We start from the raw sequence: 23091 nt of genomic DNA on the forward strand, positions 1-23091 counted from the left end.
GCTTCGGGATACAAAACATTTCAAATCCCGCGTGTACAGCCGAAGAACGGCTGGCGTATTTTCCCCTGAGCATTTGGCTTCCTGCCTACAAAAAATGCCGGAGTTTCTGGCCCCGACGAAGAATAAGAAAAAGGACGTTCCTCCATGCGCCATCCGCAAAACGACATGATTACCTGGAGCATGCTGCTGCGTAAGGTGCCCGCCATCGTCCGCGCCTTGCCACGGGTGGTCCGCGGCATGCGTGCCGCGAATGTCACCGACCCCGCGCAGCCCTGTGGCCTGGGCTGGCATTTCGAGCAAGCCACCCTGCGCAACCCTGACGGCGCGGCGTTGTTGTACGGCGACAGCGTGCTCAGTTACCGCGATGCCAACCAGCGTGCGAACCGCATCGCCCACCACCTGCAGAGCCAGGGCATCCGCAAAGGCGATGTGGTGGCGCTGTTTATTGAAAATCGCCCCGAATTGCTGCTCAACGTGCTGGCCGTGGCCAAGCTGGGCGGCATCTGCGCCATGCTCAATACCTCGCAAACCCAGGCGGCGCTGGTACACAGCCTGAATCTGGTCAACCCGGTGGCGATTGTGGTGGGGGCGGAGTTGGTGGAGGCCTACACAGCGGTGCGCGATCAAGTGGTGATCGCGGCCGATCGCACCTGGTTTGTCGCGGATCAACCCGGCAGCGCGGTGCCTGCGCGGCTATATCGACCTGATGGCGGCCAGCGCCGAGTGCGCGCTGGACAACCCGGCCAGTTCCCGGCAGATCTTTTTCAACGACCCGTGCTTCTATATCTACACCTCCGGCACCACCGGCTTGCCCAAGGCCGGCATCATGAAACATGGCCGCTGGACCAAAACCGCGGTCAGCTTCGCCAGCATCGCCCTCGACATGGGCCCCGCCGACGTCATGTATTGCACCTTGCCGCTGTACCACGCCACTGGCCTTTGCGTGTGCTGGGGCTCGGCGATCGTCGGCGCGTCGGGGTTCGCGATTCGCCGCAAATTCAGCGCCAGCCAGTTCTGGGGCGATGTGCGCAAGTTCAACGCGACCACCCTGGGTTATGTCGGTGAGCTGTGCCGTTACCTGCTCGACCAGCCGGCCAGCGCCCAGGACCGTGACAACCGGGTGATCAAGATGGTCGGCAATGGCCTGCGGCCCGGTGTGTGGGCGCAGTTCAAGCAACGCTTTGGCGTCGAGCATATCTGTGAGCTGTATGCCGCGAGTGACGGCAATATCGGCTTCACCAATGTGTTGAATTTCGACAACACCATCGGCTTCTGCCTGCAGCGCTGGGCGCTGGTGGACTACGCCCACGACAACGGTGAGCCGCTGCGTGGCGCCGATGGTTTCATGCGCAAGGTGCAAACGGGCGGGGAGGGCCTGTTGCTGGCGAGGATCGATGAAAAGGCCCCGTTCGACGGTTACACCGACCCGGAAAAGAACCGCAAGGTGGTGCTGACCGACGTGTTCGAAAAGGGCGACCGTTACTTCAATACCGGCGATCTGCTACGCAGCATCGGTTTCGGCCATGCGCAATTTGTCGATCGCCTGGGCGACACCTATCGCTGGAAAGGCGAAAACGTTTCCACCACCGAGGTCGAGAACATCCTGTTGCAACACCCGCAGATCGCCGAGGTGGTGGCCTACGGTGTCGAGATCGAAAACACCAATGGCCGCGCCGGCATGGTCGCCATCACCCCCAGCGAATCCCTGGCCGCCCTGGATATGCGCGAGTTGCTGCAGTTCGCTCATGGCCAGTTGCCGCACTATGCGGTGCCGCTGTTCCTGCGGATCAAGATGAAGATGGAGACAACGGGCACGTTCAAATACCAGAAAGTGCGGCTCAAGGAAGAAGCGTTCGATCCGGCCAAGGCCGGCAACGACCCGGTCTACGCCTGGCTGCCCGGTTCGGATTGCTATGTGCCGGTCACCGGGCAATTGTTGGCGCAGATCCAGGGCGGACAGTTCCGCTATTGATTCTGTCTATGGTGGCTGTTGACAAAAAAACCATGACAGTGGGGAACTCCCTCGCGACACTGGGCGCCTACTCTTCAGTACCCGAAGCCGCACCAGACAAGGAGCCCCCACATGTCAGACCATGCCAAACAAATGACCGAAGACGAAGCCGCCGAATTTGCCGAGCAGGTCTTCGACGTCGCGCGCAGAGGCGATGCCGCCTTGCTTGCCGCGCTGCTGGCCAAGGGCTTGCCAGCCAACCTGCGTAACCACAATGGCGACACCTTGCTGATGCTGGCCGCTTACCACGGCCACGCCGACGCGGTCAAAGTGCTGCTGGAGTTCAAGGCCGACCCACAGATCGCCAACGACAAGCATCAACTGCCGATCGCCGGCGCGGCGTTCAAGGGCAACTTGCCCGTGGTCAAGGCGCTGATCGAAGGCGGCGCGCCGGTTGATGCGTCGTCCTCCGACGGCCGCACGGCGTTGATGATGGCCGCAATGTTCAACCGCGTCGAAATGGTCGACTACCTGCTCAGCCAGGGCGCCAACCCCAAGACTGCCGACGCCCAGGGCGCCACGGCATTGGCCGCGGCACAGACCATGGGCGCGGTGGATACGGCGGCGCAGTTGCAGAAACTGGTGTAGGCTACGCGCCCTCGAAAACCCGCCCGCCACAGGACCCCTTCATGAAAAACGCCCTCGTCGAACTCATCCGTAAAATCAGCGCCGGCGTCATGGGCGACGACGAGGTGGCGCGAATCGCCGAGGAAGCGGCGCAGGCCTACGCCGACCCGGTGGCCTTTCTGGCGGCGAACCCGGACATCAACTACGACGATACTTTCCCGATTCCGCTGGGCGAGTGGGTGGTGGTCGGCAGCCTGCCGGACACGGTGCTGTTCCAGGCCGACACCTATGGCGACCTGTTTGCGCAGATCGTCGCCTCGTTCGGCCCCGGCGTGGCGTTCAACCTCAAGCCCAAGCAACTGGCCAAGACCGAAGCCCTCACCGCGCTCAATCGCATCCAGATCCAGATGAGTGCGCTCAGCCCGCAAGACGGTGGTTATGTGTTGCTGAACTTCAGCCAGCCGCTGGATGACGAGATCCAGGCCGTGCTGGTGTACGGCAACGACCTGCCGCGCGTGCTGGAACTGTGCGCCGAAGTCGGCATCCACGGCGAACCGTCCCTGGAAGCCCTGCGGGTCGCGGTCCACGTCTGAAATAAAACGGAACCCCGGCCAGGGCTGGCTATCCTACAAGGGCATGCCCTCACTTAGGAGCGACACCATGGGTTCCACTTTCAACGGTCTGGTCGGGCTGATCATCCTCGCGCTGGATATCTGGGCGATCATCAATGTGTTCAAAAGCGGCGCGAGCACCGGTGCCAAGGTGTTGTGGATTCTGTTGATCCTGCTGCTGCCGGTCCTGGGCCTGATCATCTGGGCGATTGCCGGGCCGCGGGGCAACGTGCGGTTCTGAGCGCCAGCTTCACTCAAGCTGAAGCGGGCACGGAAAATGTGGGAGGGGGCTTGCCCCCGATAGCGGTGTATCAGTCGTTACAACAGTGACTGAACCACCGCTATCGGGGGCAAGCCCCCTCCCACAATGGTTTCAGCAAATGCCTTGATATTGTGTTTCGAAATATTCGCTGTACGAAATTTTCACATCTCATCCAAGACAATTCGCCGGCTTTATCTCCCTGCAACGGCTCTATCTCAAGCACCGCCAGTTGCAGGATTGCGGCACGCGTTCAGTAATTAATGGCGTTGCCGGCAGTGATCGGGCACCATTTGCGCCATCGCGTTTACCGCCTACCCCAGCCAGCCTGGGCGAGGGCCGGACGCCACTGCACTCTTTTTCGCAACTTAAACCTCCAATGGGTCCTGAAACGACATGGCAAACCCGGACGCCCTGAATCAGCAGCGAGCTTCTAATCGCCTGCTGCAACCGACCGTCAAATCCCATCTGGCATACACGCTGCTTTGTGCACTGGTCATGATGGTGATGTTCTCCCTGCTGCGCCTGGCGCTGCTGGCCTACAACCGCGAGATGATCCTCGACACACCGGCCTCGACCTTCCTGGAAGCGTTCGCCAACGGCCTGCGCCTGGACATTCGCCTGGTGGTGTACCTGACGATCCCCTTGCTGCTGTCACTGTTCAGCGTGCGGGCCATGGCCGCGCGGGGGTTCTTCCGTTTCTGGCTGACCCTTGCCTCCAGCATCGCGCTGTTCCTGGGCCTGATGGAGATGGACTTCTACCGCGAATTCCACCAGCGCCTCAACGGCCTGGTCTTCCAGTACGTGAAGGAAGACCCGAAAACCGTGATGAGCATGCTCTGGTACGGTTTCCCGGTGGTGCGCTACCTGCTGGCCTGGGCCGTGGGCACGCTGATCCTGAGCGTGGCCTTCAAGGGCGCCGATCGGGCGACGCGCCCGCGCGGCCCGTTCAGCGGCGGCAGCATCGGCACCCGCCAGGTGGCGCCGTGGTATTCGCGCATCGCGGTGTTTGTGGTGTGCCTGCTGGTCGCCGTGGTCGCCGCTCGCGGCACCCTGCGCCAGGGCCCGCCGCTGCGTTGGGGTGACGTCTACACCACCGACTCGAACTTCGCCAACCAATTGGGCCTCAATGGCACGTTGTCGTTGATCGCCGCGGCCAAGTCGCGCTTCTCCGAAGAACGCACCAACATCTGGAAGGCCACCCTCGAACAACCACTGGCCACCCAGACCGTGCGCGACATGCTGGTGTTGCCGCAAGAGAAGCTGGTGGATACCGACACTGCCGCTGTGCGCCGTGATTTCACGCCACCGGCCGAGAAAACCCTGCCGATCAAGAACGTCGTGGTGATCCTGATGGAGAGCTTCGCCGGTCACTCGGTGGGCGCTCTGGGGCGTCCGGGCAATATCACGCCGTACTTCGACAAACTGTCCAAGGAAGGCCTGCTGTTCGACCGCTTCTTCTCCAACGGCACCCACACCCACCAGGGTATGTTTGCCACCATGGCGTGCTTCCCGAACCTGCCGGGTTTCGAATACCTGATGCAGACCCCGGAAGGCAGCCACAAGCTGTCGGGCCTGCCGCAGTTGCTCAGTGCGCGCAAGTTTGACGACGTGTATGTCTACAACGGCGACTTCGCCTGGGACAACCAGTCGGGTTTCTTCAGCAACCAGGGCATGACCAACTTCATCGGCCGCAACGACTTTGTCGACCCAGTGTTCTCCGACCCGACCTGGGGCGTGTCCGACCAGGACATGTTCAACCGTGGCCTGGAAGAACTGAAAGCGCGTGAAGGCGGCAAGCCGTTCTACGCCCTGCTGCAAACCCTGTCCAACCACACGCCGTATGCCTTGCCGACCCCGTTGCCGGTGGAGAAAGTCACCGACCGTGGCAGCCTCAACGAGCATTTGACGGCGATGCGCTACTCCGACTGGGCCCTCGGCCAGTTCTTTGAAAAGGCCCGCAAGGAGCCGTACTTCAAGGAAACCCTGTTTGTGATCGTGGGCGACCACGGTTTCGGCAACGAGCAGCAGATCACCGAGATGGACCTGGGCCGCTTCAACGTGCCGATGCTGATGATTGCTCCGGGCATGCAAGAGAAGTTCGGCGTGCGTGACCACACCGTGGGCACCCAGATCGACATCGTGCCGACCATCATGGGCCGTCTGGGTGGCGACACCCTGCACCAGTGCTGGGGGCGTGACCTGCTCAACCTGCCGGAAGGCGACAAGGGTTTCGGCGTGATCAAGCCTTCGGGCAGCGATCAGACCGTGGCGCTGGTCACCGGCGACCGCGTGCTGGTATTGCCTAAGGAAATGCCTCCGAAGCTGTGGGAATACGAACTGGGCGCTGAGCCGACCGGTAAAGTGATCGCGGAATCGCCGGACGAGGCAGGGCTGAAACAGAAGCTCGAATCGTTCCTGCAGACCGCGACCAAAAGTTTGCTGGATAACACCGCCGGTGTTGTCGATGGCAAGCCGGACTGATTGACCGGCAATAAAAAAGAGGCCTTCATGAAGGCCTCTTTTTTTGCCCGGCGTTTATATCTTGCCGAGTAACAACAGCACCAGCAGCACCACCAGGACTACGCCGAGAATACCCGACGGACCATAACCCCAGCTACGGGAGTGCGGAAACACTGGCAAACCGCCGACCAGCAGGAGAATCAGGATGATGATTAAAATGAGGCTCATAATTGTATTTCCTTATAGGCCTTCTGCAAGGACCGGTTGTTTAAAGTTAGGCCCGTGGGTTTAATCGCGGACGCCTTAATAACTCCGACTGTGCCGCTTCGCAGAAAATTCCGTGTTTTTTTAAAGCATTTCGAAGACCTGCTTATTTCTTTTAATGCGTCGCTGAATGCCTGCGCTTAGTTGAAAAAGATTGAACTTAGGGCGTGCCGTGGTATCCGACCCGGCCCGTGGTTTGCTCGGGGCATTCATCAATTGGATGGTGCGTGGGTGTAGGAAAAACCTTCGCTACACTGCCGATCACTTCTTCTGTGAACCACAAGGCTATTTTCCTATGCAAAATCGCATGATGATCACCGGTGCCGGGTCCGGCCTGGGTCGCGAAATCGCGCTGCGCTGGGCCCGCGAGGGTTGGCAGTTGGCCTTGTCGGATGTCAGCGAGCCAGGCTTGCAAGAGACTCTCAGGTTGGTGCGCGAGGCGGGTGGCGATGGCTTTGTCCAACGTTGCGACGTGCGCGACTACAGCCAGCTCACCGCCTTTGCCCAGGCCTGCGAGGTCAAGCTGGGCGGGATCGATGTGATCGTCAACAATGCCGGCGTGGCCTCCGGCGGGTTCTTCGCGGAACTGTCGCTGGAAGACTGGGACTGGCAGATCGCAATCAACCTGATGGGCGTGGTCAAGGGCTGCAAGGCCTTTCTGCCGCTGCTGGAAAAGAGCAAGGGCCGCATCATCAACATCGCCTCGATGGCGGCGCTGATGCAAGGGCCGGCCATGAGCAACTACAACGTGGCCAAGGCGGGCGTGGTGGCGTTGTCGGAGAGCCTGCTGGTGGAACTCAAGCAACAGGAAATCGGGGTTCACGTGGTGTGCCCGTCGTTCTTCCAGACCAACCTGTTGGACTCGTTCCGTGGGCCGACCCCGGCGATGAAGGCGCAGGTGGGCAAGCTGCTGGAAAGCTCGCCGATCTCGGCGGCGGATATCGCCGATTACATCTATCAGCGGGTGGCCGAGGGCGAGTTCATGATCCTGCCCCACGAACAAGGGCGGATGGCTTGGGCATTGAAGCAGAAAAACCCGCAGTTGCTGTATGACGAGATGATCGTGATGGCCGACAAAATGCGCGCCAAGGCCCAGGCGATTAAAGGCTGAGCGGGGCACTGTCGTAAATCTCGGAGCGGGGCTCGGCGCAAAAAATCATTTGGTCTGTCAGGCAAGTTACCTACCGTTGTAGGTGGTGCCTGATTTGACCGCAAGCCGTTGCTGAGCATCACCCAAGCGCGCAAGGTCGGGGTCCTGTCACTCGAAAAGGACAACCGCCATGCTGGTCTTAAGCCGCACCGTAGGCGAAATCATTTCCATCGGCGATGACATCGCCTTGCACATCCTCGAACTCAACGGTTCCCAGGTGAAGTTCGGGGTTCAAGCCCCGGCCGAGGTGTCGGTCCACCGCGCCGAGGTGTACCAGAAGATCGTCGAACGCCAGGACACCGCCAGCCATCCGCTGCCCAATCCCTGAACTGCACCTTCAGTCGAACAGGTGCTTGGGCACGTCGTGCTTGAGCATCAACTGGCATTGCTCGCTGTCGGGGTCGAAGACGATCAATGCCTGGCCCTTGGTCAGTGCCTGGCGCACGCGCAGTACGCGGGTTTCCAGGGGCGTGTCGTCGCCATTGTCGGTGCCGTCGCGGGTCACGAAGTCTTCGATGAGGCGGGTCAGGGTGTCGACTTCAAGTGCGTCGTAGGGAATCAGCATACAAGCCTCTGGGGTTAAGTCCCGGCGATGCTACTGCGCCGGGACCGTTGTTGCCAGTGTCAGGACTTCTGGCCGACCAGGCTGTCCACCGACGGCACGCGGGTATCGCTCTCCATTTGGGTCTCGTGCTCGATCTGATGACTGAACCGATCCAGTGACCCTTGCGCCGGTTGCGCGTCGCTGGCGAACACCGGCGGGCTGAGAATGTAAGCGCTCAACAACCGGCTGAGGGCCGCGAGGCTGTCGATGTGGGTGCGCTCGTAGCCGTGGGTCGCATCGCACCCGAACGCCAGCAGGGCGGTGCGGATGTCGTGGCCGGCGGTGACCGCCGAGTGTGCGTCGCTGAAGTAATAACGAAACAGATCGCGGCGTACCGGCAGGTCGTTATCCGCCGCCAGGCGCAGCAGGTGGCGCGACAGGTGATAGTCATACGGCCCGCCGGAATCCTGCATCGCCACACTGACCGCGTGTTCGCTGGAGTGCTGGCCGGGGGCGACCGGGGCGATGTCGATGCCGACGAACTCACTGACGTCCCAGGGCAGGGCGGCGGCCGCGCCACTGCCGGTTTCCTCGGTGATGGTGAACAGCGGGTGACAGTCGATCAGCAAGGGTTCGCCGCTGTCGATGATCGCCTTGAGGGCGGCGAGCAGCGCGGCGACACCGGCTTTGTCGTCGAGGTGACGCGCGCTGATATGCCCGCTCTCGGTGAACTCGGGCAGCGGGTCGAACGCCACATAGTCACCGATGCCGATCCCCAGGGAATCGCAATCGGCGCGGGTGGCGCAGTACGCGTCCAGGCGCAGTTCGACATGGTCCCAGCTCACCGGCATTTCATCCACGGCGGTGTTGAACGCATGCCCGGAAGCCATCAGCGGCAACACGCTGCCACGGATCACGCCATTGTCGGTGAACAGGCTGACGCGGCTGCCCTCGGCGAAGCGGCTCGACCAGCAGCCCACCGGAGCGAGGGTCAGGCGGCCGTTGTCCTTGATCGCGCGCACGGCGGCGCCGATGGTGTCCAGGTGCGCCGACACTGCGCGGTCGGGGCTGTTTTTCTGGCCCTTGAGGGTGGCGCGGATGGTGCCGCGGCGCGTCATTTCAAAGGGGATGCCCAGTTCTTCGAGGCGTTCGGCGACATAGCGCACGATGGTGTCGGTAAACCCGGTCGGGCTGGGAATGGCGAGCATTTCCAGCAGCACTTTTTGCAGGTAGTTGAGGTCCGGTTCGGGAATGGTTCGGGTCATGGAAACTCCTGATGGGTTGAGGGCATCGATGGTTTCGATGAGGGTGGAGCGGCGCCGGCCCAGGCAACACTTCGTTCAGGCGCTGGGCTGACTGTGCGGAAACAACAAATCGACAAACCGTTCTGCCGTTGGCTGCGGTTCATGATTGGCCAGCCCGGCCCGTTCGTTGGCTTCGATAAACACGTACTCCGGTTGATCGGCGGCCGACACCATCAGGTCGAGGCCGACCATCGCGATGTCGAGGGCACGCGCGGCGCGCACGGCGGCGTCGACCAGCGTCGGATGGAGGATCCCGGTGACGTCTTCCAGGCAGCCGCCGGTGTGCAGGTTGGCGGTGCGGCGCACGGCCAATTGCACGCCACGGGGCAGGATGCTGGAGTAGTCATGACCGGCCGCGTGCAGGGTGCGTTCGGTTTCGGCGTCCAGCGGGATTTTGCTTTCGCCGTCGGTGGCGGCCTGGCGTCGGCGGCTTTGCGCCTCGATCAGGGCGCGGATGGAATGCTGGCCGTCGCCGACCACTTCGGCCGGGCGGCGGATCGCCGCGGCGACCACCTCGAAGCCGATCACCAGGATGCGCAGGTCCAGGCCTTCGTGGAAGCTTTCGAGCAAGACCCGGCTGTCGAACTGACGCGCTGCTTCAATCGCCTGTTGCACCTCTTCGATGGTCTGCAGGTCCACCGCCACGCCCTGGCCCTGTTCACCATCCAGCGGTTTGACCACGATGCGCTGGTGTTGGTCGAGGAACTCCAGGTTGTCGTCGGCGCTGCCCGCCCGCTGTTGCGCCGGTAGTTTCAACCCGGCGCCCTTGAGCACCTTGTGGGTCAGGCTTTTGTCCTGGCACAGGGTCATGCTGATGGCGCTGGTCAGGTCGCTCAACGATTCACGGCAGCGCACGCGGCGCCCGCCATGGCTGAGGGTGAACAGGCCGGCATCGGCATCGTCTACCTGCACGTCGATGCCACGGCGATGGGCTTCTTCGACGATGATCCGCGCGTAAGGGTTGAACCCCGCCTGCGGGCCCGGGCCGAGGAACAGTGGCTGGTTGATGCCGTTCTTGCGCTTGATCGCAAAGGTGGCCAAGGCACGAAAGCCGAGCTTGGCGTAGAGGCTCTTGGCCTGGCGGTTGTCGTGCAGCACCGACAGGTCCAGGTAGCTCAGGCCACGGCTCATGAAGTGTTCCACCAGGTGGCGCACCAGCACTTCGCCGACGCCGGGGCGCGTGCAGTGCGGGTCCACCGCCAGGCACCACAGGCTGCAACCGTGTTCCGGGTCGTGGAAGGCTTTTTGATGGTTGAGGCCCATCACGCTGCCGATCACCGCGCCGCTGTGTTCGTCCTCGGCCAGCCAATACACCGGGCCGCCCGCGTGTCGGGGCGTCAGGCGCTCGGCGTCGACCGGCAGCATGCCGCGTCCCTGGTAGAGCTGGTTGACCGCCTGCCAATCGGCCGCGGTCTGGACGCGGCGAATACGGAAGCCACGAAACACGCGGGTCGACGGACGATAGTCAGAGAACCACAGGCGCAAGGTGTCGGACGGGTCGAGGAACAGTTGCTGCGGATCGATCCCGAGGATCTGCTGGGGCGCCGCCACGTACAGTGCGATGTCGCGCTCGCCGGCCTGCTCGTTGAGCAGTTCCTCGGCCAGGCTGGCCGGGTCGGGAAACGTGTGGCCGATCAACAACCGGCCCCAGCCGCAATGCACCGCGATCGGCTCGGCGGCCAGTGGGCTGCCGTCTTCGGCCAGGCGCGCTTGCAGGCGCTCGTAGGTCGGCGCCTGGCCTTTGAGCAAGCGTTGGCTGTAAGCCGCTGCGAGAGGTTTCATTGATCAGATTCCTTGTTCGCTGAGCCACAGGTTCAGCGCCGCCAGTTGCCACAGCTTGGAGCCGCGCAGCGGGGTGAGTTGACCGTGTGGGTCGGTGAGCAAGCGGTCGAGCATGGCCGGATTGAACAGGCCGCGGTCCTGGCTCGGGTCCAGCAGCAACTCGCGGACCCAGTTCAGGGTATCGCCCTGCAAATGCTTGAGGCCGGGCACCGGGAAGTAACCTTTCTTGCGGTCGATGACTTCACTCGGGATGACTCGACGCGCCGCCTCTTTGAGGACCTGCTTGCCGCCATCGGGCAATTTGAATTTGCCCGGTACGCGGGCCGACAGTTCCACCAGGCGGTAGTCGAGAAACGGTGTGCGCGCTTCCAGGCCCCAGGCCATGGTCATGTTGTCGACGCGCTTGACCGGGTCGTCGACCAGCATCACCGTGCTGTCCAGGCGCAGCGCCTTGTCCACGGCGGCGTCCGCGCCCGGCATTGCGAAATGCTCGCGCACGAAGTCGCCGGCGGCGTCATTGGCGGTCAGCCATTTCGGCGCGACGGTGGCTGCGTAGTCGTCATGGCTGCGATCGAAAAACGCCTCGCGGTACGCCGCATACGGGTCGCTGGCGCCGTCCACCTGCGGGTACCAGTGGTAACCGGCGAACAGTTCATCGGCGCCCTGGCCGCTCTGCACCACTTTGCAGTGCTTGGCCACTTCCCGCGAGAGCAGGTAAAAGGCGATGCAGTCGTGGCTGACCATCGGCTCGCTCATGGCGCGGAACGCGGCCGGCAGTTGCTCGATGATCTCGCCCTCGGCGATGCGCAGTTGGTGGTGCCGGGTGCCGTAGTGCTTGGCGATCAGGTCCGAGTACTGGAACTCGTCGCCGCGTTCGCCGCCGGCGTCTTCAAAGCCGATGGAGAAGGTCGACAGGTCCTGCACGCCGACGTCACGCAGCAGGCCGACGAGCAGGCTCGAGTCGACGCCGCCGGACAGCAACACGCCCACATCCACGGCGGCGCGTTGGCGGATGGCCACGGCTGCGCGGGTGCTGTCGAGTACGCGCTCGGTCCAGTCTTCGAGGGTCAGGTGCTGCTCATCCTCACGCGGGCCGTAAGGCAGGGTCCACCAGGTTTTCTGCTCGGTGTTGCCGTGGGCGTCGATACGCATCCAACTGGCCGGCGGCAGTTTCTCGATGCCGGCCAGCAGCGTGCGCGGCGCGGGCACCACGGCGTGGAAGTTCAGGTAATGGTTGAGCGCCACCGGATCGAGCACCGGGTTGATATCGCCGCCCTTGAGCAGGGCCGGCAATGTCGAGGCAAAGCGCAGGCGCTGGCCGGTGCGCGACAGGTACAAAGGCTTCACGCCGAGACGGTCACGGGCGATGAACAGACGCTGGGCGTCGCGCTCCCAGATCGCAAACGCAAACATGCCGTTGAGCTTGGGCAGCAGGGCTTCGCCCCAGGCGTGATAGCCCTTGAGCAGCACTTCGGTGTCGCCGCCGGAATAGAAGGCGTAGCCCAGGGCTTCGAGCTCCTGGCGCAGTTCCGGGAAGTTATAGATCGCGCCGTTGAAGGCCAGGGACAACCCCAGCTGTGCATCGACCATCGGTTGGGCAGAGCCGTCCGACAGGTCCATGATTTTCAGGCGTCGATGGCCCAGGGCAATCGGCCCCTGGGCATGGAAGCCCCAGGCGTCTGGGCCGCGTGGGGCCAAGTGATGGGTGATGCGCTCAATCGCAGCCAGGTCGGCAGGTTGGGCATCGAAACGTAGTTCTCCAGCTAATCCGCACATAAATTCCTTACCGGTTTTTCCGTTGGGGAGGGGTCAATACTCAATACGCCCAAAAGGCGCGTACCCAGAAACTGACACACGGCTATCAGTGGAGTTTTAGATCAATCTGTTATAAGGCAAACCGCCTTGACTGTTCGGGCGTGAGCCTGCGCAGCGTGTGGCGGCGGATTTGCGGGTGGTAAATAGGCTTGGTGAATATACAAGTTTTGCGCGGTTTGCCGTTGTGGACCGGCTGTTTGAAGAGGGCCAACAGTGTGTCGCTCGGGCGCTTGACCGCGCCGTTGTTATGACCCGCCGGTGCCGCGAATCAACGCGCGCACGGCGAATCGATTGGGGTGGCAGGCGTCGGCCACGCTTCTGGGCAGCGGCAGGGGTTCATCGTCCAGCCAGGCCGCCAGCAGTTCGGCGCACAGCGGCGCGGTCACCAGGCCGCGTGAGCCGTGGCCGCTGTTGATGTACACGCCGTCGAGCCACGGGCACTCGGCCTCGGGGGGCTGACGGGCGTCCTTGCGCAGCGCGGCGTAGGCCTGGTCGAAGAGGGCGCGATCGGCCAGCGGCCCGATAATCGGCAGGTAGTCCGGGCTGGTGCAGCGGAACCCGGCGCGGCCTTCGAGCTGATCGGCGGCCAGTGTGTCGGCGTTCAAGCGGTGGGCCAGGTCGACGGAGATTTCCTGCAGCATCTCCAGATTGCCGACATGCTCGGCGACTGTCGGCGTCAGGTCGTCACTCTTGAAGTCGAAGCTGGCGCCCAGGGTGTGCTCGCCGAGGCGCGCCGGAGCCACGTAGCCCTCGGCACAGACCACGGTGGCCAGCGCCTGGCTGTCTGGGGTTTGCGCCAGGCGGGTGATTTGCCCGCGAATGCGCTTGAGGGGCAGCTCGGCGCTGAACGGGAACCGCTTGATCTCGGCCGCGCCGGCCAGCACCACCACCGTGGCGCTGGCCAGCAGGGTGTCGCCGGCCAGGGCTTGCCATTGCCCGTCGACCCGTTGCAACTCAAGGGCCTCGTGATGCGTCAGCACGTTGATCAACGGGTGCCGGGCTTGCCATTCGCATAAGGCCGGCGGGTGTACCCAGCCCCCTTCGGGGAAAAACAGCCCGCCGTGTTCCAGCGCCACCCCGGCGCGCGCTTGAGCCTGGGCCTGGTCCAACGGCTGCAGCAGGCCGGGCGCAAACGCCGCGGCCAGCTGTGCCTGGCGCTCGGCTTCCTTGGCGTTGAACGCCAGTTGCAGCACGCCGCAACCGTCCCAGTCGACGCCCCGGTGCAGGTGTTCGAGCAGGCGCCGGGTGTGGCCGAACCCGCTCAAAATCAATTGCGAAAGGGCCGTGCCATGGGCCGACAACTTGAGGTACAGCACCCCTTGCGGGTTGCCCGAGGCTTCCTCGGCCAGGCGGGCATGGCGTTCCAGCAGGCTGACGTTCCAGCCGCGCGCGGCGAGGCTGGCCGCCGTGGTGCAGCCGGCCAGGCCGCCGCCGATCACCAGGGCGCTGCGTTCGCCGTGCAGCGGCGCCGGGCGGGCGAACCACGGTTTACCTGCGGCAGGCAACGGCGTCTCGGCCGGCCAGCCGAGGAATTCACCGCGCAGGATTTCCCATTTATGCCCGATGCCCGGCGTGCGCTTCATCTTGAACCCGGCGGCATTGATCAGGCGTCGTACCCAGCCGGTGCTGGTGAAGGTGCTGATGGTCGACCCCGGGGCCGCCAGGCGCGCCAGTTCGGCAAACAGCTCGGCGGTCCACATGTCGGGGTTCTTCGCCGGGGCGAAACCGTCGAGAAACCACGCGTCGATTTGTGCATCCAACTGTGGCAACTGCTCCAGCGCATCGCCGATCAGCAGGGTCAAGGTCACACGGCCGTTATCCAGCACCAGGCGCTGGAAGCCTGGGTGGATGGCGATGTACTGCGCCAGCAATTGCGCGGCGAACGGCTGCAGTTCCGGCCAGAGGAGTAGGGCGCGTTGCAGGTCGGCGTGGCTCAGCGGGTATTTTTCCACGCTGACAAAATGCAGGCGCGCGCCGGCCACCGCGTGTTGTTCGAACAACTGCCAGGCGCAGAGAAAATTCAGCCCGGTGCCGAACCCGGTTTCGCCGATCACCAGGCGTCCGCCCGCCGGCAAGGCGGCAAACCGTGCCTGCAAACGGTTCTGTTCGAGGAACACATAGCGCGTTTCTTCAAGGCCCGACTGGTCGGAAAAGTACACATCGTCGAAGACCCGCGAATGCGGGCGACCTTGGTCATCCCAGTCGAGCTGGGCGTGGGTTACAGGGTTCATGGGCGACTCGGCAAAGGCAAGGTGGCCATTCTAGCCGATCAACCGGCAATGAATTGACCCACGGCAAGCGCACGTGGAATTTCCTCCCGCGTGTTGCTGCTCAATCCGCTAGTCTTGAGCGATCTTGAAACGGAGCTGCTCATGTTCGAATCCGCTGAAATCGGTCATGCCATCGACAAAGACACTTACGACACCGAAGTACCGGCCCTGCGCGAAGCCTTGCTGGAAGTGCAGTTCGAGCTGCAACAGCAGAAACGTTTCCCGGTGATCATCCTGATCAACGGCGTCGAAGGTGCCGGCAAGGGCGAGACGGTCAAACTGCTCAACGAATGGATGGACCCGCGTCTGATCGAAGTGCGTACCTTCGACCAGCAGACCGACGAAGAACTGGCCCACCCGCCTGCCTGGCGTTACTGGCGGCAGTTGCCCGCAAAAGGCCGCATGGGGGTGTTCTTCGGCAACTGGTACAGCCAGATGCTGCAAAGCCGGGTGCAGGGCGAAATCAAGGACGCCCGGCTCGACCAGGGCATCGCCGGCGCCGAACGCCTGGAGAAGATGTTCTGCGACGAAGGCGCGGTGATCTTCAAGTTCTGGTTTCACCTGTCCAAGAAACAGATGAAGGCGCGGCTCAAGGCCCTGGCCGACGACCCGCTGCACAGTTGGCGGATCAGCCCGCTGGACTGGCAGCAGTCCAAGACCTACGACAAGTTCGTCCACTTCGGCGAACGTGTGCTGCGTCGCACCAGCCGCGACTACGCGCCCTGGCATGTGATCGAAGGGGTCGACAGCAATTACCGCAGCCTCACCGTCGGCAAGATTCTGCTCGAGGGCCTGCAAAACGCCCTGAGGCAACCCAAGGGCAAAGTCAGCGGCATGAACCCGGCGCCGTTGCCGGCGGCCGTGGACCAAGTGAGCCTGCTCAACAGTCTCGACATGACCCTGAGCCTGGAAAAAGAAGACTACGAAGAGCAGTTGATCACCGAGCAGGCGCGTCTTTCCGGCCTGATGCGGGATAAGCGCATGCGCAAGCACGCGTTGATCACGGTATTCGAAGGCAACGATGCGGCCGGCAAAGGGGGCGCGATCCGCCGGGTCGCCGCGGCCCTCGACCCTCGCCAGTACCGCATCGTGCCGATCGCCGCGCCCACCGAGGACGAGCGCGCCCAGCCTTACCTGTGGCGTTTCTGGCGGCAGATTCCGGCACGGGGCATGTTCACCGTGTTTGACCGCTCCTGGTACGGCCGCGTGCTGGTGGAGCGCATCGAAGGCTTCTGCACCCCGATGGACTCGATGCGCGCCTATGGCGAGATCAATGATTTCGAAGAGCAACTGCGCGATGCCGGAGTGATCGTGGTCAAGTTCTGGCTGGCCATCGACAAGCAGACCCAACTGGAGCGCTTCCAGGCCCGCGAAGCGATCCCGTTCAAACGCTTCAAGATCACCGACGACGACTGGCGCAACCGCGAGAAGTGGGACGAATACCGTGCCGCCGTGGGCGATATGGTCGACCGCACCAGCACCGAGGTTTCGCCGTGGACCCTGGTCGAAGCCAATGACAAGCGCTGGGCGCGGGTCAAGGTGTTGCGCACTATCAACCTGGCGTTGGAGGAGGCGTTCGCCCAGTCCGACAAGCACGACCAGAAAGGCAAGAAGAAGTAGGCCTATAGGCGGGGTGAATGATCATCGCGGTTGGGCGGGCCTGGATTTATTCTCGAGCGCTCTCCCAACAACGACAAGATCGAGGTAGCCCCATGCGTGAAGTAGTGATCGTCGACAGCGTGCGAACCGGCCTGGCCAAGTCCTTTCGCGGCAAGTTCAACCAGACCCGACCGGATGACATGGCGGCCCATTGCGTCAACGCGCTGCTGACACGCAACGGCATCGACCCGGCCACGGTGGAAGATTGCATCGTCGGCGCGGGCTCCAACGAGGGCGCCCAGGGCTACAACATCGGGCGCAACGTCGCGGTGCTGTCGCAACTGGGCACCGGCACGGCGGGGATGACTCTCAACCGTTTCTGTTCCTCGGGCTTGCAGGCGATTGCCATCGCAGCCAACCAGATCGCCTCGGGCTGCAGCGATATCATTGTCGCCGGCGGCGTCGAGTCCATCAGCCTGACCATGAAAAGCGTCAACACCGACAACCTGATCAACCCGTTGCTCAAAGCGCAGGTGCCGGGCCTCTATTTTCCCATGGGCCAGACCGCCGAAATCGTTGCGCGCCGCTATCACGTCAGCCGCGAGGACCAGGACCGGTATGCCCTGCAAAGCCAGCAGCGCACCGCCCAGGCCCAGGCCGATGGCTTGTTCAACGATGAAATCGTGCCGATGGCGGTCAAGTACGCGGTCGAGGACAAGAACAGCGGCGCCGTGCAGGTGCTCGACGGTGTGGTCGAGCGCGACGACTGCAACCGCCCCGACACCACCCTGGCCAGTCTCCAGGGCTTGAAGCCGGTGTTTGCCGAAGACGGCTCGGTGACCGCGGGCAACTCTTCGCAATTGTCCGACGGCGCCTCGATGACCCTGGTGATGAGCCTGGAAAAAGCCCTGGCCCTGGGGCTCAAGCCCAAGGCGTTTTTCCGTGGCTTTGCCGTGGCTGGCTGCGAGCCCGATGAGATGGGCATCGGCCCGGTGTTCTCGGTGCCCAAGTTGCTCAAGGCCAAGGGCTTGCAGGTGGCGGATATCGACCTGTGGGAACTCAACGAGGCGTTCGCCTCCCAGTGCCTGTATGCGCGCGACCGCCTGGAAATCGACAATGCCAAATACAACGTCAACGGCGGCTCGATCTCCATCGGCCACCCGTTCGGCATGACCGGCTCGCGGCAAGTCGGGCACCTGGTGCGTGAGTTGCAGCGGCGTAATCTGCGTTACGGCATCGTCACTATGTGCGTGGGCGGCGGCATGGGGGCGACCGGGCTGTTCGAAGCTGTGCGCTGAGCCCACTGTGGGGGCAGGCCGGCTCCCGCACTTGCACAGTGCCGTATCCCAATCCGTCTACTTGCCCCTAGAATGCCGGTTCCACTTCCTCTGGCTTCTGGGGCACTCATGCACATCTCTTCCGGCCGCTGGGTCTATGGCTTTTGCTTGACCCTGCTGGCCGCGCTGCTCTGGGGCATTCTCCCGGTCAAACTCAAACAAGTGTTGCAGGTGATGGACCCGATCACCGTCACCTGGTTTCGCCTGACGGTCGCCGGCAGTTGCCTGTTCGTCTACCTCGCCGCCGTCAAGCGCTTGCCCAGCCTGCGCGTGCTCGGGCCGCGTCGCGGTTGGCTGGTGGCGATGGCCGTGTGCGGGCTGGTGGGCAACTACGTGCTGTACCTGGTGGGTCTGAACATGCTCAGCCCCGGCACGGCGCAACTGGTGGTGCAGATGGGGCCGATCTTCCTGATGGTCGCCAGCGTGTTTGTGTTTAAAGAGCGCTTCAGCCTGGGCCAGGTGTTGGGCCTGGTGGTGCTGGTCATCGGCTTTGGCCTGTTCTTCAACCAGCGTCTGGTGGAGTTGCTGACGTCCCTGGGCACCTACACCGCCGGGGTACTGACGGTCCTGCTCGCCACTACTATCTGGGTGTTCTACGCCTTGGGCCAGAAGCAATTGCTGACGGTGTGGAATTCGCTGCAGGTGATGATGGTGATCTACCTGTCGTGCGCGGTGTTGCTCACGCCTTGGGCGCATCCGCTGGAGGCCCTGCAACTGAGTCCGCTGCAAGGCTGGCTGCTGCTGGCGTGCTGCATGAACACGCTGGTGGCCTACGGCGCATTTGCCGAGGCCCTGGCCCATTGGGAAGCCTCGCGGGTGAGTGCGACCCTGGCGCTGACGCCGTTGGTGACGTTTGTGGCGGTGGCCCTGGCGGCGTGGTGGTGGCCGGATTTTGTGCAGGCTGAAGAGATCAATGCGCTGGGGTATGTGGGGGCGTTGGTGGTGGTGTTGGGGTCGGCGACCGTGGCGTTGGCGCCGTCGTTGTTTGCGGGGCTCAAGGCGCGGCGGGCGCGGTTGGTGTCTTGATTGGCCCAGGTGTTTTTATCGGGTGTACGCGGGCCTAAGTGTGGGAGGGGGGTTGCTTGCGATGGCGACCTGACAGTCGATACATATCTAACAGGTTCACCTCGTTCTAAATGTGGGAGGGGGCTTGCCCCCGATGGCGGCCTCTGGGCCGACCATTTTTTTGGGTTGAGTACATATCCGTTTCTTTGGTAACGGCTGCTATAGGTTCCGCTCTTACAGCGGGTCACTTTTGGAAAAGAGCCCCAAAAGTAACCAAAAGGGCTCTTGCCCCACCACTCGGCACCTCGCTTAGGCTCGGTGTGCCCGAACGCAGGTTTGAATCCGTGGGCCGCCGTCATGGGCCATCCATGGCCCAGGACGGCTAACCCGGCGTCCTGCCGGGTTACCCACGGATTCAAACCTGCGTTCGGCCAGCGTGGTTTTACGGGGCGCCTAAGATCAAGATCAAAAGCAGATCAAGAGCAAGATCAAGAGCAAGATCAAAGCAAAAGCACGCGCTATGCGCTTATTGTCCGGCCTCCAGCATGTTTTCCGGGCGTACCCATTGGTCGAACTGTTCGTCGGTGAGGTAGCCCAGGGCCAGTGCGGCTTCCCTCAGGGTCAGGCCTTCGGCGTAAGCCTTTTTGGCGATCTGCGCCGATTTGTCATAGCCGATGTGTGGGTTGAGCGCGGTCACCAGCATCAGCCCGCGTTCCAGGTGCGCGGCCATTTGGTCGGCGTCGGGCTCGAGGCCGGTGATGCAGTGTTCCTGGAAGTTGTTGCAGCCGTCGGCCAGCAAGCGGATCGATTCCAGCAGGTTGTGGATGATCACCGGTTTGTACACGTTCAACTGCAAATGCCCCTGGCTGGCGGCAATGCCGATGGTCACGTCGTTGCCCAGGACCTGGCAGGCGAGCATCGACAGCGCTTCGCACTGGGTCGGGTTGACCTTGCCGGGCATGATCGAGCTGCCCGGTTCGTTGGCCGGCAGTTTGACTTCCGCCAGCCCGGCGCGCGGGCCGGAGCCGAGCAGGCGCAGGTCGTTGGCGATTTTCATCAGGGCCACGGCCAGGGTTTTCAGGGCGCCGTGCAGGGTTACCAGCGGTTCGTGGCCGGAGAGGGCGGCGAATTTGTTGGGTGCGGTCACGAACGGCAAACCCGACAAGGCTGCCAGCTCGGCGGCAATCGCCTCGCCAAAGCCGTGGGGCGAATTGAGCCCGGTGCCGACCGCGGTGCCGCCCTGGGCCAGCTCGCACACCTGGGGCAGGGCACTGCGGATCGCGCGTTCGGCGTAATCGAGCTGGGCGATGAACGCCGAGAGTTCCTGGCCAAAGGTGATCGGTGTGGCATCCATCATGTGGGTGCGACCGGTCTTCACCAGCTTCATATGCCGCGCCGACAATTCCGCCAGCCCGCCGGACAGGTGTGTGATCGCCGGCAGCAGTCGCTGGTTGACCGCCTGCACCGCCGCGATGTTCATCGCGGTGGGGAAGCAGTCGTTGGAACTCTGGGAGCGGTTCACATGGTCGTTCGGATGCACCGGGCTCTTGCCGCCGCGCGTCTTGCCCGACAGCTCGTTGGCACGCCCGGCGATCACTTCGTTGGCGTTCATGTTGCTCTGGGTGCCGCTGCCGGTCTGCCACACCACCAGCGGGAACTGGTCGTCATGCTGGCCGTCGAGCACTTCGTCGGCGGCCTGTTCGATCAGGCGTGCGATGTCGGCGGGCAGGTCGCCGTTGCGGCTGTTGACCCGGGCGGCGGCTTTCTTGATCAGGGCCAGGGCGTACAAGACCGCCAGGGGCATGCGCTGCTCACCGATGGCGAAGTTCACCAGCGAGCGTTGGGTCTGCGCGCCCCAGTAAGCGTCATCCGGGACTTGGACTTCTCCCAGGCTGTCGGTTTCGATACGGCTCATCGGGCACACTCCTTCAGGTTCGTTTGCGCAGTTTAGGCCGTGATCGGCCCTGGGGGTTCCATAAAAGCCTTTTCATCGGATTCATCCACCGCAAATCCATGCCTGACAAGGGGTGGGGTTGAGCCATGGCGTTTTTTAGGCGCAGAATGGGCGCCCTTGGGGTCTTACCTCGCCTGCTAGAAAAGGAAACTCGATGACTCGTCTTCGTGCCATCTGTACCGCGGTTGCTCTGGTTTGCGCCAGCGGCCAGGTTTTTGCCGATACCGCCAGCCACAACGCCAGTGCCGAAGCCTTCCTTACCCTGGCCCACGCTGACAAGCTGGGGACCCCGGTGTACATGCAAGTGCAGCAAATGTTCGCCCAGCGTTTCGAACAGACCAAAGCGCCTGCCGCCAAGCAGTCCGTACTGGACAGCTACCAGGCCAAGGCCAACGCCGCCCTGGACCAGGCCATCGGCTGGCCAAAACTGAAACCGGACATGGTCAAGCTCTACACCAGCAACTTCAGCGAATCCGAACTCAAGGATCTGGTTGCCTTCTACCAGTCGCCGCTGGGCAAGAAAGTCCTGGAAAAAATGCCGCAACTGACCCAGCAATCGGCCCAGATGACCCAGGCCAAGCTGGAAAGCGCCGTGCCGGTGGTGAACAAGCTGTTGGAAGACATGACCAACGAGCTGACACCTAAAGCCGCCGCACCGGCCAAGAAGAAGTAAGCAGGAATGACCATGCAACAGCGTATCGAAACGGCGCTTGCCGCCCTGGGCCCGGACCACCTGAGCGTGCTGGACGAAAGCCACATGCACAGCCGTGGGTTGCAGACCCACTTCAAGGCCGTGCTGGTCAGCCAGCAGTTCGAAGGGCTTAACCGCGTCAAGCGCCACCAGAAGGTCTACGCCACCCTGGGTGACCTGATGAGCGAGTTTCATGCGCTGGCGCTGCATACCTATACGCCTGAGGAATGGGCGAAAACCGACGCAGCCCCGGCCTCGCCGACCTGCGCGGGCGGCCATTGACGGGTTGATGTTGAATCTACTGTAGGAGCGAGCTTGCTCGCGAAAAAACTCAGAGCGCCGCTGGGCGTCAGGTTATCCGTGTCATCGTTCACGACCTTCGCGAGCAAGCTCGCTCCTACAGTTAACGGTTCATCCCTGATAGAATCCGCAACGCGCCGCTTAGCCGGCGCGTTTTTTTTGCATCCGGTTCACCCCTTACGAGGGTAGCCACCTGGAGAGAACACCCATGACTCAACCGATTGTCGTGGCGGCACTGTATAAGTTCGTCACCCTCGAAGATTAGCGTCGCCCTGCGCGAGCCCCTGCTGCAGGCGATGGTCGACAACGGCATCAAAGGCACCTTGCTGATCGCCGAAGAAGGCATCAACGGCACCGTTTCCGGCAGCCGCGAAGGCATTGATGGCTTGATGGCCTGGCTGAAGAACGACCCGCGCATGGTCGATATCGACCACAAAGAGTCGTACTGCGACGAGCAGCCGTTCTATCGCACCAAGGTCAAGCTCAAGAAAGAGATCGTGACCCTGGGCGTCGAAGGCGTCGACCCGAACAAAAAAGTCGGTACCTATGTCGAGCCGCAGGACTGGAACGCGCTGATCAGCGACCCGCAAGTGCTGTTGATCGATACGCGTAACGACTATGAAGTGTCCATCGGCACCTTTGAAGGCGCGATCGACCCGAAAACCACCAGTTTTCGCGAATTTCCCGACTACATCAAAGCCAACTTCGACCCGGCCAAGCACAAGAAAGTCGCCATGTTCTGCACCGGCGGCATTCGTTGCGAGAAGGCCTCCAGCTATATGCTCAGCGAAGGCTTCGATGAGGTTTACCACCTCAAGGGCGGCATCCTGAAGTACCTCGAAGAGGTGCCGCAGGCCGAGACCAAATGGCAGGGCGACTGCTTTGTGTTCGACAACCGCGTCACTGTGCGCCACGACTTGAGCGAAGGCGACTACGATCAATGTCATGCCTGTCGCACACCGGTTAGTGTGGAAGACCGCGCATCCGAGCACTACGTGGCGGGCATCAGTTGCCCGCATTGCTGGGATAAGCTGCCGGAGAAAACCCGTCGCAGCGCGATCGACCGGCAAAAGCAGATTGAATTGGCCAAGGCTCGCAATATGCCGCACCCGATTGGCTACAACTACAAGCAAACCCCTTCCGAGGCCTGAACCATGTCCGCGCG

18 protein-coding genes and 3 pseudogenes are annotated in these 23091 nt (G+C 62.6%); 13 read left to right on the forward strand and 8 right to left on the reverse strand.

From position 1 onward, the window contains the following. The first annotated feature begins 144 nt into the window (after positions 1 to 144). From ACVWZP_RS29865 to ACVWZP_RS29885, 5 genes and pseudogenes are all read left to right on the forward strand, one after another. Positions 145 to 1972 (forward strand): annotated as a pseudogene (locus ACVWZP_RS29865) (long-chain-acyl-CoA synthetase). A 111-nt stretch (positions 1973 to 2083) separates the two neighbouring features. Continuing rightward, complete coding sequence (locus tag ACVWZP_RS29870; RefSeq protein ID WP_017845853.1) at positions 2084 to 2599, forward strand: ankyrin repeat domain-containing protein; 516 nt, start codon at positions 2084 to 2086, stop codon at positions 2597 to 2599. A gap of 41 nt (positions 2600 to 2640) precedes the next feature. Next, on the forward strand, positions 2641 to 3171 hold the full coding sequence (locus ACVWZP_RS29875) for a hypothetical protein (protein WP_017845854.1): 531 nt from the start codon (positions 2641 to 2643) through the stop codon (positions 3169 to 3171). Between the two features lie 67 nt (positions 3172 to 3238). Beyond that, the gene (locus ACVWZP_RS29880; RefSeq protein WP_010567448.1) at positions 3239 to 3430 is read left to right on the forward strand and encodes a PLDc N-terminal domain-containing protein; all 192 of its coding nucleotides are present in this window, start codon (positions 3239 to 3241) and stop codon (positions 3428 to 3430) included. 414 nt (positions 3431 to 3844) lie between these two features. Then, positions 3845 to 5932 carry an LTA synthase family protein gene (locus tag ACVWZP_RS29885; RefSeq protein WP_046382577.1) on the forward strand — a complete coding sequence of 696 codons (2088 nt, stop codon included), beginning with the start codon at positions 3845 to 3847 and terminating at the stop codon, positions 5930 to 5932. Between the two features lie 54 nt (positions 5933 to 5986). On the opposite strand, the gene ACVWZP_RS29890 is transcribed toward ACVWZP_RS29885, so the two are convergent. Further along, positions 5987 to 6139, reverse strand: a complete 153-nt coding sequence (locus tag ACVWZP_RS29890) for a DUF3309 family protein (RefSeq protein ID WP_010208879.1) — start codon at positions 6137 to 6139, stop codon at positions 5987 to 5989. Positions 6140 to 6470: 331 nt separating this feature from the next. Between ACVWZP_RS29890 and ACVWZP_RS29895 the strand changes: the two genes are divergently transcribed. Together ACVWZP_RS29895 and csrA are read left to right on the forward strand one after the other, a co-directional pair. Further along, a complete protein-coding gene (locus tag ACVWZP_RS29895; protein ID WP_457370367.1) occupies positions 6471 to 7286 on the forward strand; it encodes an SDR family oxidoreductase in 816 nt (271 codons plus the stop codon). 169 nt (positions 7287 to 7455) lie between these two features. Continuing rightward, on the forward strand, positions 7456 to 7653 hold the full coding sequence (csrA, locus tag ACVWZP_RS29900; protein WP_017845857.1) for a carbon storage regulator CsrA: 198 nt from the start codon (positions 7456 to 7458) through the stop codon (positions 7651 to 7653). A gap of 9 nt (positions 7654 to 7662) precedes the next feature. Here csrA and ACVWZP_RS29905 read toward each other — a convergent pair whose 3' ends face one another. The 5 genes from ACVWZP_RS29905 to mnmC form a co-directional block, all read right to left on the reverse strand. Next, complete coding sequence (locus tag ACVWZP_RS29905; RefSeq protein ID WP_003236706.1) at positions 7663 to 7890, reverse strand: YheU family protein; 228 nt, start codon at positions 7888 to 7890, stop codon at positions 7663 to 7665. Positions 7891 to 7949: 59 nt separating this feature from the next. Next, a complete protein-coding gene (locus ACVWZP_RS29910) occupies positions 7950 to 9134 on the reverse strand; it encodes an osmoprotectant NAGGN system M42 family peptidase (protein ID WP_046382579.1) in 1185 nt (394 codons plus the stop codon). Positions 9135 to 9209: 75 nt separating this feature from the next. Further along, on the reverse strand, positions 9210 to 10955 hold the full coding sequence (gene ngg, locus ACVWZP_RS29915) for an N-acetylglutaminylglutamine synthetase (protein WP_457370368.1): 1746 nt from the start codon (positions 10953 to 10955) through the stop codon (positions 9210 to 9212). Positions 10956 to 10958: 3 nt separating this feature from the next. Then, entirely contained in the window at positions 10959 to 12731 is a 1773-nt protein-coding gene (locus tag ACVWZP_RS29920) for an N-acetylglutaminylglutamine amidotransferase (protein WP_128192360.1), read from the reverse strand. 284 nt (positions 12732 to 13015) lie between these two features. Then, positions 13016 to 15001, reverse strand: a complete 1986-nt coding sequence (mnmC, locus tag ACVWZP_RS29925; RefSeq protein WP_046382582.1) for a bifunctional tRNA (5-methylaminomethyl-2-thiouridine)(34)-methyltransferase MnmD/FAD-dependent 5-carboxymethylaminomethyl-2-thiouridine(34) oxidoreductase MnmC — start codon at positions 14999 to 15001, stop codon at positions 13016 to 13018. A 141-nt stretch (positions 15002 to 15142) separates the two neighbouring features. On the opposite strand from mnmC, the gene pap reads away from it, so the two are divergent. The 3 genes from pap (at position 15143) to ACVWZP_RS29940 (ending at position 19002) form a co-directional block, all read left to right on the forward strand. Continuing rightward, entirely contained in the window at positions 15143 to 16660 is a 1518-nt protein-coding gene (gene pap / locus ACVWZP_RS29930) for a polyphosphate:AMP phosphotransferase (RefSeq protein ID WP_046382583.1), read from the forward strand. A gap of 92 nt (positions 16661 to 16752) precedes the next feature. Continuing rightward, positions 16753 to 17937, forward strand: a complete 1185-nt coding sequence (locus ACVWZP_RS29935) for a thiolase family protein (protein ID WP_046483950.1) — start codon at positions 16753 to 16755, stop codon at positions 17935 to 17937. Between the two features lie 108 nt (positions 17938 to 18045). Then, complete coding sequence (locus tag ACVWZP_RS29940) at positions 18046 to 19002, forward strand: DMT family transporter (RefSeq protein WP_017845864.1); 957 nt, start codon at positions 18046 to 18048, stop codon at positions 19000 to 19002. Between the two features lie 505 nt (positions 19003 to 19507). Here the strand turns inward: ACVWZP_RS29940 and ACVWZP_RS29945 are convergent. Further along, positions 19508 to 20896: a class II fumarate hydratase gene (locus tag ACVWZP_RS29945; protein ID WP_457370369.1), complete on the reverse strand. Its 1389-nt coding sequence runs from the start codon at positions 20894 to 20896 to the stop codon at positions 19508 to 19510. Positions 20897 to 21089: 193 nt separating this feature from the next. Here ACVWZP_RS29945 and ACVWZP_RS29950 point away from each other — a divergent pair, with 193 nt between their 5' ends. Further along, positions 21090 to 21608, forward strand: coding sequence for a DUF2059 domain-containing protein (locus tag ACVWZP_RS29950; protein WP_010567461.1), 519 nt, complete (start codon positions 21090 to 21092; stop codon positions 21606 to 21608). A gap of 6 nt (positions 21609 to 21614) precedes the next feature. Then, positions 21615 to 21908, forward strand: coding sequence for a BolA family protein (locus ACVWZP_RS29955; RefSeq protein ID WP_026139887.1), 294 nt, complete (start codon positions 21615 to 21617; stop codon positions 21906 to 21908). A gap of 17 nt (positions 21909 to 21925) precedes the next feature. Here ACVWZP_RS29955 and ACVWZP_RS29960 read toward each other — a convergent pair. Then, positions 21926 to 22048: pseudogene (locus ACVWZP_RS29960) on the reverse strand (outer membrane lipoprotein carrier protein LolA); the annotation flags it as partial. Positions 22049 to 22134: 86 nt separating this feature from the next. On the opposite strand from ACVWZP_RS29960, the pseudogene trhO reads away from it, so the two are divergent. After that, a pseudogene (gene trhO, locus ACVWZP_RS29965) lies at positions 22135 to 23077 on the forward strand (oxygen-dependent tRNA uridine(34) hydroxylase TrhO). Positions 23078 to 23091 lie beyond the last annotated feature (14 nt).

The organism is Pseudomonas sp. TE36184 (assembly GCF_054060055.1).

Coding starts and splice junctions, on each gene's coding strand:
- ACVWZP_RS29870 (WP_017845853.1), top strand. CDS start 2,084: ATGTCAGACCATGCCAAACAAATGACCGAAGACGAAGCCGCCGAATTT.
- ACVWZP_RS29875 (WP_017845854.1), top strand. CDS start 2,641: ATGAAAAACGCCCTCGTCGAACTCATCCGTAAAATCAGCGCCGGCGTC.
- ACVWZP_RS29880 (WP_010567448.1), top strand. CDS start 3,239: ATGGGTTCCACTTTCAACGGTCTGGTCGGGCTGATCATCCTCGCGCTG.
- ACVWZP_RS29885 (WP_046382577.1), top strand. CDS start 3,845: ATGGCAAACCCGGACGCCCTGAATCAGCAGCGAGCTTCTAATCGCCTG.
- ACVWZP_RS29890 (WP_010208879.1), bottom strand. CDS start 6,139: ATGAGCCTCATTTTAATCATCATCCTGATTCTCCTGCTGGTCGGCGGT.
- ACVWZP_RS29895 (WP_457370367.1), top strand. CDS start 6,471: ATGCAAAATCGCATGATGATCACCGGTGCCGGGTCCGGCCTGGGTCGC.
- csrA (WP_017845857.1), top strand. CDS start 7,456: ATGCTGGTCTTAAGCCGCACCGTAGGCGAAATCATTTCCATCGGCGAT.
- ACVWZP_RS29905 (WP_003236706.1), bottom strand. CDS start 7,890: ATGCTGATTCCCTACGACGCACTTGAAGTCGACACCCTGACCCGCCTC.
- ACVWZP_RS29910 (WP_046382579.1), bottom strand. CDS start 9,134: ATGACCCGAACCATTCCCGAACCGGACCTCAACTACCTGCAAAAAGTG.
- ngg (WP_457370368.1), bottom strand. CDS start 10,955: ATGAAACCTCTCGCAGCGGCTTACAGCCAACGCTTGCTCAAAGGCCAG.
- ACVWZP_RS29920 (WP_128192360.1), bottom strand. CDS start 12,731: ATGTGCGGATTAGCTGGAGAACTACGTTTCGATGCCCAACCTGCCGAC.
- mnmC (WP_046382582.1), bottom strand. CDS start 15,001: ATGAACCCTGTAACCCACGCCCAGCTCGACTGGGATGACCAAGGTCGC.
- pap (WP_046382583.1), top strand. CDS start 15,143: ATGTTCGAATCCGCTGAAATCGGTCATGCCATCGACAAAGACACTTAC.
- ACVWZP_RS29935 (WP_046483950.1), top strand. CDS start 16,753: ATGCGTGAAGTAGTGATCGTCGACAGCGTGCGAACCGGCCTGGCCAAG.
- ACVWZP_RS29940 (WP_017845864.1), top strand. CDS start 18,046: ATGCACATCTCTTCCGGCCGCTGGGTCTATGGCTTTTGCTTGACCCTG.
- ACVWZP_RS29945 (WP_457370369.1), bottom strand. CDS start 20,896: ATGAGCCGTATCGAAACCGACAGCCTGGGAGAAGTCCAAGTCCCGGAT.
- ACVWZP_RS29950 (WP_010567461.1), top strand. CDS start 21,090: ATGACTCGTCTTCGTGCCATCTGTACCGCGGTTGCTCTGGTTTGCGCC.
- ACVWZP_RS29955 (WP_026139887.1), top strand. CDS start 21,615: ATGACCATGCAACAGCGTATCGAAACGGCGCTTGCCGCCCTGGGCCCG.